Source organism: Mastigocoleus testarum BC008 (assembly GCF_001456025.1).
Taxonomy (GTDB): domain Bacteria; phylum Cyanobacteriota; class Cyanobacteriia; order Cyanobacteriales; family Nostocaceae; genus Mastigocoleus; species Mastigocoleus testarum.
Genome location: NZ_LMTZ01000105.1, coordinates 91,864 through 105,842, shown reverse-complemented (window position 1 = coordinate 105,842; position 13,979 = coordinate 91,864). Strand labels below are relative to the sequence as shown.

At 37.4% G+C, this 13,979-nt stretch carries 10 protein-coding genes; 7 read left to right on the top strand and 3 right to left on the bottom strand.

The annotated features are described in order from the left end of the window. The first annotated feature begins 173 nt into the window (after window positions 1–173). Window positions 174–1,048 (top strand): IS630 family transposase gene (locus tag BC008_RS25100; RefSeq protein ID WP_153009662.1). Its coding sequence is split into 2 segments (ribosomal slippage): window positions 174–503 and window positions 506–1,048, totalling 873 coding nucleotides; the frame shifts between segments, so codons are not numbered across the junction. Continuing rightward, window positions 961–2,136 (top strand): WD40 repeat domain-containing protein, encoded by a 1,176-nt coding sequence (locus tag BC008_RS25095; protein ID WP_201026177.1) that lies wholly within the window; start codon window positions 961–963, stop codon window positions 2,134–2,136. Before BC008_RS25100 ends, BC008_RS25095 begins: the two co-directional genes overlap by 88 nt. A 243-nt stretch (window positions 2,137–2,379) precedes the next feature. On the opposite strand, the gene BC008_RS45800 is transcribed toward BC008_RS25095, so the two are convergent. The 3 genes from BC008_RS45800 to gcvT all read right to left on the bottom strand — a co-directional run bounded on the left by BC008_RS45800 (window position 2,380) and on the right by gcvT (window position 5,972). Beyond that, complete coding sequence (locus BC008_RS45800; protein WP_027844038.1) at window positions 2,380–3,666, bottom strand: YbjN domain-containing protein; 1,287 nt, start codon at window positions 3,664–3,666, stop codon at window positions 2,380–2,382. A 394-nt stretch (window positions 3,667–4,060) separates the two neighbouring features. Next, on the bottom strand, window positions 4,061–4,450 hold the full coding sequence (gene gcvH, locus BC008_RS25085; RefSeq protein ID WP_027844037.1) for a glycine cleavage system protein GcvH: 390 nt from the start codon (window positions 4,448–4,450) through the stop codon (window positions 4,061–4,063). 355 nt (window positions 4,451–4,805) lie between these two features. Then, window positions 4,806–5,972, bottom strand: coding sequence for a glycine cleavage system aminomethyltransferase GcvT (gene gcvT / locus BC008_RS25080; protein ID WP_036265926.1), 1,167 nt, complete (start codon window positions 5,970–5,972; stop codon window positions 4,806–4,808). 423 nt (window positions 5,973–6,395) lie between these two features. On the opposite strand from gcvT, the gene BC008_RS25075 reads away from it, so the two are divergent. The 5 genes from BC008_RS25075 to BC008_RS25060 all read left to right on the top strand — a co-directional run bounded on the left by BC008_RS25075 (window position 6,396) and on the right by BC008_RS25060 (window position 13,968). After that, window positions 6,396–7,358 carry a phage tail protein gene (locus BC008_RS25075; RefSeq protein ID WP_235595934.1) on the top strand — a complete coding sequence of 321 codons (963 nt, stop codon included), beginning with the start codon at window positions 6,396–6,398 and terminating at the stop codon, window positions 7,356–7,358. A gap of 196 nt (window positions 7,359–7,554) precedes the next feature. Further along, entirely contained in the window at window positions 7,555–9,297 is a 1,743-nt protein-coding gene (locus BC008_RS25070; protein WP_058183989.1) for a tetratricopeptide repeat protein, read from the top strand. A gap of 226 nt (window positions 9,298–9,523) precedes the next feature. Then, window positions 9,524–9,895, top strand: a complete 372-nt coding sequence (locus tag BC008_RS25065) for an RING finger protein (protein WP_058183988.1) — start codon at window positions 9,524–9,526, stop codon at window positions 9,893–9,895. Beyond that, a complete protein-coding gene (locus BC008_RS52500; protein WP_321170090.1) occupies window positions 9,877–10,038 on the top strand; it encodes a DUF6760 family protein in 162 nt (53 codons plus the stop codon). The genes BC008_RS25065 and BC008_RS52500 overlap by 19 nt, the downstream gene beginning before the upstream one ends. Before the next feature lie 1,041 nt (window positions 10,039–11,079). Continuing rightward, a complete protein-coding gene (locus BC008_RS25060) occupies window positions 11,080–13,968 on the top strand; it encodes an NB-ARC domain-containing protein (RefSeq protein WP_027844034.1) in 2,889 nt (962 codons plus the stop codon). Window positions 13,969–13,979: the final 11 nt, after the last annotated feature.

Below are 13,979 nucleotides of genomic sequence, written 5' to 3'. Positions count from 1 at the left end.
CAATTTGTACTAATATCCCATCAAACACAAGCTTGTGTTTGAGTACAGTTCATATTTTAGATTTTTACTTGCGCCCAGCACTATAGCAAACAGAGTACTTCTTATAGCAATCGCCAGCTTAGTTAGGACGTAAGGTAAGATAGATCGAGAAGTGATTAGTCTGGACAATTCCAATGGCAAGGTCTTACAGTTATGATCTGCGACGAAAAGTGATTGAGGCAATTGAACTTAATGGAATGAAGCGCTGTGAAGCCAGTGAATTCTTCAACATCAGTCGTAATACCATCAATACATGGTTCCAACGTCGTAGAGAAACGGGTGATTTTAAAGCCAAAGTCAGAAAAAATCGAGGGAATGGTCATAAAATCACCGACTGGGAGAAATTTCGAGCTTTTGTGGAAACTCATGGCGATAAAACTCAGGTGGAGATGGCTGAATTGTGGGAAGGTGACATTAGCGATCGCACAATATCACGCGCTTTGAAGAAGATTGGATTTACGCGAAAAAAAAGACCTACGGCTACCGTGAAAGAGATGAAGCTAAACGCAAAGCCTTTGTCGAACAGCTAGGCACCTTCAAGAAGGAGGAGATTGTTTATGCTGATGAGTCAGGTATGGATTATCGAGATGACTATGGTTATGGCTACAATCCTCGAGGAGAGCGATTTTATGACCTAAAGTCTGGTCGCAGAACAGGTAGAGTCAATATGATTGCCGCACTTTGTGGTCAACAGCTGTTAGCACCCTTCACTATTGAAGGAGCTTGCAACCGTCAGGTATTTGAAACTTGGTTAGAAACCTGCTTGATTCCCACCCTGAAACCAGGACAAAAACTGGTGATTGACAATGCCACCTTTCATAAAGGTGGACGCATTGAAGAACTGGTTCAAGCCGCAGGCTGCGAGGTGTGCTACTTACCACCTTATTCACCAGATTTAAACCGGATTGAAAAATGCTGGTCATGGCTAAAAAGTCGAATTCGCAAACAACTCGAGAATTTTGGAACACTGCGAGAAGCCATGGAGCATGTCTTGACTTTAGCGTCCTAGCTAACCTGGCGGTTGCTATACTTTCGGTGAATGTTTTAGCTAAAGATCAAAATAAAACTCAGTTACCAGGACAATTGTTTGGACGGTTGCTGTCTTCTGAAAACCCTGACATTGAATTTTTCTTAGAACAAACAAAAAATAGTAAAACTTCTCCCTGGTTGCGACCTTTGACTCCAAACTTAACTCCTGCTGGTGGAGGATTATTAGCTACTTTTGAAGGTCATAGTGACTCGGTTTTAGCTGTAGCGTACGCACCAGATGGGAAACGGGCGATTTCTGCTTCGGGTGACCATACTCTGAAGCTATGGAACTTAGAAACAGGAAAACAGGAGCGTACTTTTGAAGGTCATAGTGACTCGGTTTTAGCTGTAGCGTACGCACCAGATGGGAAACGGGCGATTTCTGCTTCGGGTGACCATACTCTGAAGCTATGGAACTTAGAAACAGGAAAACAGGAGCGTACTTTTGAAGGTCATAGTGACTGGGTTTATGCAGTAGCGTACGCAGCAGATGGAAAACGGGCGATTTCTGCTTCGGGTGACAATACTCTCAAGCAATGGGACTTAGAAACAGGGGAAGAACTCCATACTTTTACTGGTCATAGTGACTGGGTTCATGCAGTAGCGTACGCAGCAGATGGAAAACGGGCGATTTCTGCTTCGGGTGACAATACTCTCAAGCAATGGGACTTAGAAACAGGGGAAGAACTCCATACTTTTACTGGTCATAGTGACTGGGTTCATGCAGTAGCGTACGCAGCAGATGGAAAACGGGCGATTTCTGCTTCGGGTGACAATACTCTCAAGCAATGGGACTTAGAAACAGGGGAAGAACTCCATACTTTTACTGGTCATAGTGACTGGGTTAATGCAGTAGCGATCGCAGCAGATGGAAAACGGGCGATTTCTGCTTCGCGTGACGCAACTCTCAAGCAATGGGACTTAGAAACAGGGGAAGAACTCCATACTTTTACTGGTGAGATTAGTATGAGAAGCTGTGCTTTTGCACCAGATGGAGTAACAATTGCGGCGGGAGATGAATTTGGAAGGGTGCATTTTTTGCGTTTGGAAGGGAGTGATGGGGAATGAGTAATTGGTAATTGGTAATTGGTAATTGGTAATTGGTAATTGGTAATGGGTAATTGGTAATGAGAAGTAGGTTGGGTTGACGCAGGTTAGCAAAGCGTGTCCGTAGAATATAACTCAACAATCATCGGGTTTTCTTGGGTTGCGCTGTCGCTTAACCCAATTTATGAAAATACTTAACAGTAACCGTATTACGCTATAGATGTTTGCATGAGCGACGAATACAAAAACCTAAGCTAAAAAATCTTAAACTTCGATTCGCGAAAGTGCTTCCCTCACCCCTGCTTTTCCTTCAATAACTGCAATGAGACTTGGTAAATATTCATCCATCACCGTGACATTTGCATAAACAACTTGTTTAATTAATGCAAAACTAAGGTTGTCACCTTCAACATCTATGCTGGTTTTGTAGCGAATTTCTCCTGATGTAAAATCAAATTCAAAGTTTCCTATAATCATCCCATAATTGGCGCGGGTAATGAATTCTGTTACCGGTAGACGTTTATTTAGACGAGTTCGGATGGGACAAATGGAATAAAACGCAAATTGTTGTTTTTCTTCTATTACCTTTGCATAACAGTCCCATTGACCATTTTTACCTTGGAAATTCACCCTAACGATCGGTTCTGCTTTCAGATAGCTAAATTGCCAATTATCCTCTACGAAAAAATTAATAATTGCTTGAAAAATAGTTTCAGAGGAGTTGATATTTCGAGATACTTCTGAAATGCTATCAGTCACTTCTTCAAAAGCATCATTTATTTCCTTAATACTTTCAGAAACCATTTCTTCAGTCATTTCTGAAAGATTATTGGTTAACTCTTCAAAGGTATGAATCATTTCTTCAGTCACTGGAGAAATGACATCTACTGAATCTTCAGAGTTATTGGGATCTATACTTTGATCATCTGTTTGACCATCTGTTTGAACATTTACTTGGGGAATATCCCCCCATGATGCAGCAAAATTAAGCATTGCTTCATTGATGGTTTTGCTGTCAATGTCTTTGCTGTTAATACCTTGCTTCGCTAATTCGAAGGGTTTAAGATAAGTCCACAAGGTACGATATCCTGTTTCACCACTTTCTTTTTGTTGCTTAAATTCTAAAGCATACCAACTGTAACTAGATAGGATCGGATGTTTGGGTTCTTGTTGGTTGAGGCGTTCGATATATAATGTAACTTGTTCGGCATCCGTGCCATTCTCTGCTAATTTAGGAATTAAGGCAGGTTCGAGAGTTGCTGTAATTTGAATATCTGTTGAGTCTTGAGATTCTGAGTCTTGAGATTCTGAGTCTTGAAATTTCCCTGCAGAAAAAGGACTGCGAATTTCTGGTTTGAGATTAAATAAACTTTCCCGATCAATGCGATCGTAGAGTTGCGGAGTTACCCAGAAGGTAAGGTGACACTCGATGATTTGCTTATCTTGTTTGCTTACAGATAGGGAAGTCGTCCGAATTTTGAAAGGAGAGTTAGATTCCCGATCTAAAATTAATTCTTTTTCTAAAGAGAAATTTTCAATAAGAAGATTCATTTTTTGATAGATTATAAAGCTTTAAAGCTATTACTCTATCAAACTCTCGATTCAGATTCTATGAAGTAAACTTATCGCAATGTTCGAGATAATTTATTTGTGCAGTTCCTGCTTACTTGTAAGGTGGTTCCTTTCGGAAGGAGTAAAGGAAATCTAGGGGACAATCAATTATTTATCTTGAAATAGTTTAAAAATTTCTGTTGGCGAGAATAAAACATCTTTTACTTATTTTAATAAATTTTACTGGGATTATATTAATTGTATAGAGACGCCTGTGTCGTAGGAATATCTTAGGTAATTAAACCTGACATCTTTACGACATATATTGCGTCTCTACGGAGTTTATTGGCAAATAAAATATTTTATTGGCAAATAATATGAATTTTAAATAATATTATTCTCCTTCCACCAAAGCTTGATACTCCTGTGCACTCATTACATCATCAAGATCTTCCAACTCGTTTACCCTTACCTTTAACAACCAACCTTCACCATAAGGATCGTCAGCAATTTGTTCGGGAGCTTCGATCATTCCATCATTGCGTTCGATGACCGTCCCGTTGACGGGGGATTTTAAATCTTCTACAGCTTTTACTGATTCAATAGAACCAAAATTTTCTCCTTTATCTACAGCATCCCCAACATCTGGTAACTCGAGAAATACGATATCACCCAATTGATCCACAGCAAATTCAGAAATACCAATGGTGGCAATCTCTCCTTCTAGTTTGACATATTCATGGGAATCTAAATATTTCAAATTGTCTGGATATTCAAAAGCCATATAAATTTAGTTCCTCAAACGCACTCAGAAAATAATGTTTAAATTTGATCTTTTGTTCGGCTTATAGCAGTTGAGAAGTTAGAAGACAGGAGCTAGGAGTAGAATACCCTTTCACATATTTTTTAACCTTTTCCCCGATTTCACTTGCTTGCAACCTGCTATACTCGGTTGAGTTTGTAAGTAACCCAACACAAATTATTGCTTAAAGTCAGAGCAAAATCACCATATTACTTACCCAGTAAAAGCAAAAATTAACAGTTTTTGTCATAGGTGACAGAGAAAAGGGAAAAAAGAGCGAGTAATGTAGAACATAAAATAACAGGTATCTGATTTATCTGCCTATGTAGGTTTCAAATCATTTCGATACGCGACTTTTTGAACGATAAAAGGGGCGCTTAATTACGATAGCAGGATAAGTTTTGTTGCGAATTTGTACTTCTAAGCTTTGCCCTACCTTAGCTAAGTTAGCGCTGACGTAAGCAAGAGCAACAGGATATCCCAAAGTTGGCGATAATGTACCACTTGTCACCTTACCAATTAGTTCACCTGCGGATAGTACGGGATAATCATGACGAGCAATATTACGCCCTTGCATTTGCAGACCGACGATTTTACGCTCCAACCCCTTAGCTTTTTGTTGTTCTAAAACTGACCTCCCAATAAAATCATTTTTGGTATCGAGGTGAACCAACCAACCTAAACCAGCTTCTAGGGGTGTGGTTAGATCGTCAATATCTTGTCCGTAAAGCGCCATAGCTGCTTCCAGTCTCAAAGTATCTCTAGCCCCTAAACCACAAGGTGTAACGCCCGCATCGAGTAGTTTTTGCCATAATTCTGTCCCTAAATCTGGATCTACCATGACCTCAAATCCATCTTCACCCGTATAACCAGTACGGGCTAAAAATCCTGGTTTACCAAGTACTTCCGTTTCTAAATGACCAAAGGCTTTGATAGGTGTTAAATCTGTTGAGACAAACTGTTGGAGAATATTGGTAGCTTTTGGACCTTGAACTGCGAGTAAAACTTTATCTGGCGATAAATCTAAAAGTTCAATTTTTTGAGCATCAATTTTTTGAGGATCGATTTTATTGGCTTGAATTTCTTTGATGTTGAGATTTTCTAATAGCCAAGTTTTATCTTTATCCGTTGTGGCTGCATTAACAATCATTATTCCCCGTTCTACTTCTGAGGAATCTTTGCCTTGATAATAAAAAATTATGTCATCAATAATCCCAGCTTGGGGGTTTAACAAAACGCTATATTGAGCTTGTCCGGGTTGCAAACGACTCAAATCTGAAGGTACTAACCGTTGGAGTTGAGATATAAGATTTTTACCCTGAAGGATAAATTTACCCATGTGGGAAATATCGAACATCCCTGCAGAATTTCTGACAGCTTCATGTTCTTTAGTTATCCCGCTAAATTGTACCGGCATTTCCCAACCACCAAAACCCGTAAACCGCGCTTTAAGTTGTTGTGTTAGCCCAAATAAAGGGGTTCTCTTCAAAGATGCATCATTCATTTTGATTAGCCACAGATGATTTCCGTTGTAGTTTCAAGTCAACATCTTTATATATATCAGCTGTAGGTCGCGTTCGGTACACGATAATACATTTGTTTTAGCGATACAAATCAAAGGGTCGTAACGCACTTTCCAATAATATTAAACCTGACGGGATTATTATTTGATGAGGATTTTTTTGTAATATTCAACATGGTGCATTAAGGTGCAAATGGTTAGCTTTGAATAACTCATTTTTTTGAAAAATTTATTTTTTTTTTAATTTATTTTTTTTTTGCGTCTAACACTACCCTAAATTTGTAATTATCATTTTTTCATTACTAATTACCGATTAGCAATTATCCATAACTTATTCTCTGGTAATTTTTGCGTCCAATGACTCAAATAAGTCCACATCCCCCTTTAATAGTCCAAATAACCTCGATGCAACCTCCCCAAACAGGTGCATCTACAGCTTTAGCCCTTCAAGCTAGTGAGAACGAGGACAATCTTCCTGATAATTTATTGCTTTATCCTGGCGAACCTGGAGAAATTTTGGTTTCATTAAAAAATACAAAATCTCTTTCCCAACAATGGAAGTTAGAAATTAAAGGAGATTTTCCTGTTGGTTGGTGTAGTTGGAATAATTCGGATTTTCAAGAAATTACACCCCAACAAAGACTTGAGTTACCTATATCTTTAATGGTTCCTGAAGATTTTTTTGAGAACCAATGGGCTTTAGATCGAAGTCAACAACGTTTACAAATCGACTATCAAATTTATATTTCAGTTTTTAATCAAACAAGAGGTGAGATTCAACAGGTAGCATGTCAAGTATTTAAACTATGCGTACGTCCTGATACTTCTTATTCGGACTTCTTACCTAGTATCTATCGAGAGATAGATTTTGTGGGACGATTGCTGAGTATTTTTGAGCAAGCTTTCGATCCAGTTGTTCAAACAATAGATGCTATGTGGGCTTATCTTGACCCTTTAACTGCTCCTGAAGCATTGCTTCCCTTTCTTGCACATTGGGTAGCTTGGGATATAGATAATCGTTGGAGTTTAGACATACAGCGAAGGTTGATTCGGAATGCGATCGCTCTTTATCGTTGGCATGGTACCCGTCATGGTTTACGTTTATATTTGCATCTTTATACCGGTTTACCATTGGATGAGCATTTACCAGAAATAGATAAGCACATCAGTATCCGAGAAGTTTTCAACGATGGTTTTGTTTTAGGACCAACCCGTATTGGAGAAGATTCCATGTTAGGAGGTGGACGTCCTTATCATTTTATTATTCATCTACGTGTTCCCGAATCTCACCACATTGATATAAATTTAGTAAGGGAGATTATTGAACAGCAAAAACCAGCTTTTTCCACGTACGAATTATCATTATAATTACTGAAAATTTAGTTTTGAGGAAATTGGGAATGGGGAATCGGGAAAAGAAAACAGAGAGAAAACTTCCTCCTAGTCTCCACCGAGAAAGAACTTCCTCCTAGTCTCTCCTGAGAAAGAACTCCCTCTTAGCCTCCCCCAAGGGAGGAATTGGGACTTGGGAGGATATTAAAAATACTAAATAAGATTTTGAAGTATGAAATTTATTTTTGGATCGTTTATTTTTACTTCTGTAACTTGTAGTTTTATGATGCATGCTTTGGCTGGAGTCGTTAAAGCAAATGAAAATATTCCTGATATTGCGATCGTCACAAAAACTGATAGACTACTTTCCTTTGACTACAAAAAATTTGATTTTTGGGTAGAGCAATGTCGAATGCTAGACAATCTACAAAAATATACAGAAGCTTTAGCTGCTTGTGAAACAGCGATCGCTCTGAAACCCAAGAAAAAAAATATTGAGCTTTGGACTGCTCGCAGCAACGCACTGATGAATTTGGGTAAATATGCAGAAGCAATTATTTCTTACGATCAAGTTTTGCACAAACAACCAAATAATTCCTCTGCACTAACACAGCGATGTCAAGCATTATTCGCTTTAGAAAAAAATGAAGGTGCGATTTCATCTTGTGAAAAAGCCCTGAAAGCTGATGCTAATTGGGGAGATGTCACACCAGCAAATGCTTGGTATAACATAGGTTTAGCATTAACAAAGTTAACAAAGTATCAGGGAGCATTGGAATCATTTGAACGCGCTACCCTAATACAATCTAATTATTCCCTAGCTTTTGCTCGACAATGTGAAATACTTGTAACCCTCCAACTTTATTCCCGTGCTATTAAAGTTTGTGATACTGCAATTCAAACGAATGGAGATTGGGGAAAACAGACAGCAGCAATTGCATGGAAGAATAAAGCTGTAGCCTTAACAAGATTAGGGCAAATACCAGAAGCTATAAATAGTTATAAACAGGGATTAGAGATTAATCCAAAAGATGCGATCGCCTGGTACGAAAAAGGTTATTTACAACAAAAATTACATCAATACGACCGAGCATTAGCTTCTTATAAAATGGCGGTTCAAGTTAAGCCAAAATATTCTCAAGCCTTAGCGCGTCAAGCTCAAGTCCTAAATAAGTTACAAAATTATGAATTAGCACTGAAAAAGATTGATGAAGCTCTTGCTGGGGATGCTATGTGGGGCGATCTAACTTTAGCTGATATTTGGAATCAACATAGTGTTGCTCTAGCTAATTTGAAACAATATCAAGAATCAATCGCTGATGCTGAACGTGTAATTGCTTTAAAACAAGATTATGCTCCTGCTTGGAACAATAAAGCTGTTGGTTTATGGAATTTAGGAAAATATCAGGAAGCAGAAGAAGCATCTGTCAAAGCAACGAATTTGAATTCTAAGTACAGTCAAGCTTGGTTTAATCAAGGTAGAATACTTAGTTCCTTAGGAAAATATCAAGAAGCAGTTGATGCTTATGAAAAAGCCCTCAAAGGAAATCTAGATGAAGATGATTACTCTACTCGCTCAAGTATTTGGAACAATAAGGGTATCGCACATTGGCGTTTAGGAAAATACGTATCAGCTCTAAATTCTATTAATAAAGCTACTGAAATTAATCCTAAATCATTTGCAGCTTGGTATAACAAAGGTTTGGTAATAATAGAATGGCAAAGTTTTAAACCGAATCGTAAAAAGTATCTCTACGAGCAAGCATTGGATGCTTATAATCGAGCAAACCTGATCGAGCCTAATAATTCTGCAGTATTGACAGGGAAAGCAATGACGCTATCTGGTTTAGGTAGATATCAAGAAGCATTAAAATACTTTGAACTCGCTTTAAATCTTGATCCAAATAATAATTTGGCTCAACAAGAGCGAGACAAGTTATTAAATAATTTTGAGGAGAAAGTTGGTGATAGGTAATTGGTAATCGGTAATTGGTAATCGGTAATTGATTAAAGTCCTCGACACGACAGTATCATTTTTGTAATTGATGATTTTGCCTGACTTACCAAAAACTTATAATTATTTTGACAGAATTAACCTAATATTTTCTTGAGGCATAAAATAATTAGTATGAAATATGTCCTTGATTTTAACTAACTGGCTGACCAAATAGCTAAATAACCCATTAATTAATATTGGTGCTATGGGAGAATTACAAACAACATTCAACTTTGTTTTACCTAAAGGTTTAGTAGATGCTGAAGGTAAAGTTCATCGCCAAGGAGTAATGCGTTTAGCGACTGCAAAGGATGAATTGTCTCTGCAGAAAGACCACCGGATTCGACAAGAACCTGTTTATGGAGTGTTGATTATGTTGTCACGAGTTATTGTTAGTCTGGGTGAATTATCTTCAGTTACTCCAGAAAACTTAGAAAACCTTTTTACTCGCGATTTAGCATATTTACGAGAGTTTTATAATCGCATTAATCAACAAGGTAACGCAGAAATTCCTGTTCGATGTCCCCAATGCGGTCATAATTTCCGCGAGGAGCTTGTATTGTCGGGGGAGTCGTAAGCTACCCCTCAGAACAACTCCAGGAGGAGGTAGCTTGTATTGCTTTTCATTTCCATTGGTCTTTGGAAGAAATTCTTAACCTGGAACACAATAGTCGTCATAATTGGGTGGTAGAAATCGATAAGATTAAGCACACTAATTAATTTCAGTCTTGGAAAATTTTAGATACATTTTATTTATGTTCACTTTTGAAAACAATCTTCATAAGTTTTTTCTTTTGTGGTATGTACGTTGAGCCTTGACCACGCAGTCTTGTTTCCTGCCAATATGATTCGTTAAAGGCATTTCTTGCCAACACTTTCGGCAGAACCAGTATACCTGGTTACTACGAATATGTTGTAGTAGTCGATGAGAGCAACAAGGGCAGTATTTCATAATTAACTGTTAAGAAAATAGCCAAATTACAGCAGCAGTTCTAAAAACTAGTGCGGCTTAAATTAACAGTAGATACTTAGATGCAATGTTCTTTAAGACACAATATTATATTGTTTTATTAGTATAATCAGAGCAAAAGCTTAATATCATGTCTGGTTAATTACTTATGCTCGAGTACCAATTTTCGTGCACCAATAAGAACTTGTTTAGCTCTATATCGAGTCTTGAATAAGTGATACCCTAAATCGTCTGTATCAAAGAGACTTATATAAGAGTTATACAAAATATGGTTTTGACACGCGTTGTTTTGTTTTTTTGATAGTTGTTTTGTGTTTTTGATATAGTATTCCTTAATTTTAAAAGTTGTAAAGTACGATTATAATGGTTAATATTTTGAAATAAGTTTATTTTTTGTGCATTAATATAATTAGGGTGGCAATATTTCTTGCACCATTCCTAAATATTTTTTATACAAATTTTCCGACCCCACCATAAAATATTTTTGCAAAATATTAAATGATTGGAACCCATCAACGAGTCAGTGTAATTGTATAATAAATAGCATTGATCAAGTATTTTATAACCATCTCTAATTTTTGCAACACAACCATCGGAAATATTATGAGCAAAAAAAGTCGGGAATTCTTCGCAAACTCTTTATAGAAAGTGCAAATTTGCGTTTCAAGAGCAAGTATAGGCTATTTTAATAAGAATCAAATAGTAATACTATTGTTTGTAGAGTGTTAATATGTAGTCATCAACATCCAAAAAATATTATATTTAAATAATATTAAGCGTTACATAACCATATGAATTTGCATAAGTCAAGACGCAACCGTGGTGTAATTCTTACTCCTTCAGGATGGCAAAAACTTCAGGATGCAAGAGTTGAATTAGAATTCCGGGAAAATTCAGGGGAAAAATACACCCTTGAAAAATTAAGTGAATTTACTGGATTAACTTCTGTAACCCTTGCGAAGATACTAGCCTGTGAAGAAAAAGTTGATAAGAAGACGCTTGTTAATGTATTCAATGCTTTTAATATAAAACTTCATAGAAACGATTATTTACAGCCAGAACCAGATTTTGAGAATATTGAACGGGCCATTACGTCATTGTATCAAGATTGGGGAGATGCAGTTGATGTAAGTGTTTTTTATGGGCGTAGAGAAGAACTTACTACTCTGTATCAATGGCTTCTTAATGAGCGTTGCCGAATAGTAGCAATATTGGGAATGGGAGGTATCGGTAAAACAACTCTTTCTGTAAAACTTGCAAAACAAATTCAAAACAAATTTGAGTACGTTCAGTGGATTTCACTACATAATGCCCCACCACTCAAAGAAACCTTGGATAAATTGATTCAATTCTTATCAAATAAGGGGCAGACTAAAATAGATCTACGAGAAACCACTGGTCACAAAATATCACGATTGATTGATTACTTGCGATCGCACCGCTGTTTGATTGTATTTGATAACGCTGAGACACTTCTTCAAACTGACACTTATGCTGGACGCTATCTAAAGGGGTATGAGGATTATGGTAAGCTATTTCAACGCCTTGGAGAGGTTTTTCATCAAAGCTGCTTGGTGCTAACCAGTAGGGAAAAATTCAAAGAAGTAGCATCCCTTGAAGGAGAAGCACTACCTGTTCGTTCGTTGCAACTAACTGGTCTCGATCATGTGGAAGCGCAAAAAATATTTCAAGATAAAGGTCTTTGTGGATCCGAAGAGGAATGGGAAAGACTAGTTGAGCGTTACGCAGGTAATCCATCAGCTTTAAAAATGGTTGCGACCACCATTTTTGATCTTTTTAATGGTAATGTAACTGAATTCTTACAACAAGATACAACAGTTTTTGGTGATATTAGGGAACTTTTAGAACCGCAGTTTAAGCGCTTATCGAGTTGTGAACAAGAGATAGTGTACTGGTTGGCAGTCAACCGTCGACCAATTTCGATTTTGGAATTGCAAGAAGATATTCTGTCACCATTGCCACATCAAAAATTGCTAGAAGCTCTGGAATCTCTTCAAAGGCGCGGACTGTTAGAAAAAAAGTCAGCACTCTTCACACTACACCCTGTAATAATGGATCATGTAACTGTTCGATTAGTAGACTTAGTGTGTGAAGAGATTTTTACTCAGAAAATAGAACTTTTTAGGAGTTACAGCTTGATTAAGGCGCAAAGTCAAAATTCTGTGATTGAAGAACAGATACGCTGTATTCTTCAACCGGTTATAGATGGACTGTTGACTATCTTCAAAAGAAAAAAAAGTCTTGAAATTCACTTAAAAAAGATTCTAGCAAAATTACAAAAGCAATCTCCCTTAGAACCAGGCTATACAGCTGGAAATATTTTCAATATTTTCAGGAATCTAAATATTGATTTAAACAACTATGATTTTTCATATTTGACAGTTTGGCAAGCAGATTTATGGGGTTGTACCTTACACCAAGTCAACTTTGCTTATGCGGATCTAGCAAAGTCTATTTTTACTAAAACCTTAAGTAGTATTTATTCATTAGCATTTAGTCCAGATGGAAAAATTTTAGTTACAAATGATGCACTGGGTAATGTTTCCTTGTGGCGAGTATTTGTAGATGATGACAAACTATTAACTTTTAAAGGACACGCCAGTTGGGTAAAAACAATCGCCAACTCTGTCTTACGTGAAGAACTTAACTATACAGGAACGCTTACAACGAAAAACTCAGATATTAGTAATATTGGTAGCGATAGCAATTGCCAGACTACAAAGTTAGACAAAACTAACAATAACGAACACCTGAACTTTTTGCCCAAATTTCCTGATGGGTTGCGAACTGTTGCATTCAGCCCTCAAGGTAATATCTTGGCTAGGGGGTGTGCGAACAGAACAGTGAAGCTATGGAATCCTAGCACGAGTCAATGTCTTCAAACTTTGCAAGGGCATACCGGTTCAGTAAAATCTGTCACTTTCAGTCCCCAAGGTAATATCTTGGCCAGTGGGAGTGATGATAAAACAGTAAGGTTATGGAATATTTCTGATGGTAAATGCCTCAAAATTCTAAAACACAGCAATGGAGTTTGGTTTGTTGCGTTTAGTCCTAAAGGTAAGATTATAGCTAGCGCCTGTGATGACCAAAAAATTCATTTGTGGGATATTAGTACTAATTTGTGTAGCACAACCTTACAGGAACATACAGGCTGGGTATTATCACTTGTTTTTCTGGAGGGAAGTAGTAATATTTTAGTTAGTGGTAGTAAGGATAAAACAATAAAAATATGGAATATCAGAACTGGCAAATGCCTCAAAACCTTAAAAGGACATACAGGTTGGGTATTGTCACTTGCTTGTATTCCCATTAGCACAACTTCCTCGAAGGAAATTGGTAATATCTTAGCCAGTGGTAGTACAGATCAAACGGTAAAACTATGGGATATCAACACTGGTCAATGTCTCAAAACTTTAGAAGGACATACACACTGGATACGATCAGTTGCTTTTAGTCCACAAGGTAATATACTGGCAAGTGGTAGTGAAGACCAAACTGTTAAGCTTTGGGATATGTCGACAGGTGAGTGCCTAGAAACTATAAGTGAATTTAGACCTTACGAAGGTATGAACGTTACTGGGGTTACAGGTTTAACAAGTGCAACTATTGCCTCTTTAAAAGCTTTGGGAGCAATTGAGGTGGGTAATCCCAAGGCTTGAAAATATTGGTT

Excerpts from the sequence above, each read along its gene's own strand:
- BC008_RS25070 (WP_058183989.1), top strand. The coding sequence starts at position 7,555 with ATGAAATTTATTTTTGGATCGTTTATTTTTACTTCTGTAACTTGTAGT.
- gcvH (WP_027844037.1), bottom strand. The coding sequence starts at position 4,450 with ATGGCTTTTGAATATCCAGACAATTTGAAATATTTAGATTCCCATGAA.
- BC008_RS25095 (WP_201026177.1), top strand. The coding sequence starts at position 961 with ATGGCTAAAAAGTCGAATTCGCAAACAACTCGAGAATTTTGGAACACT.
- BC008_RS45800 (WP_027844038.1), bottom strand. The coding sequence starts at position 3,666 with ATGAATCTTCTTATTGAAAATTTCTCTTTAGAAAAAGAATTAATTTTA.
- BC008_RS25060 (WP_027844034.1), top strand. The coding sequence starts at position 11,080 with ATGAATTTGCATAAGTCAAGACGCAACCGTGGTGTAATTCTTACTCCT.
- BC008_RS25065 (WP_058183988.1), top strand. The coding sequence starts at position 9,524 with ATGGGAGAATTACAAACAACATTCAACTTTGTTTTACCTAAAGGTTTA.
- gcvT (WP_036265926.1), bottom strand. The coding sequence starts at position 5,972 with ATGAATGATGCATCTTTGAAGAGAACCCCTTTATTTGGGCTAACACAA.
- BC008_RS25075 (WP_235595934.1), top strand. The coding sequence starts at position 6,396 with ATGCAACCTCCCCAAACAGGTGCATCTACAGCTTTAGCCCTTCAAGCT.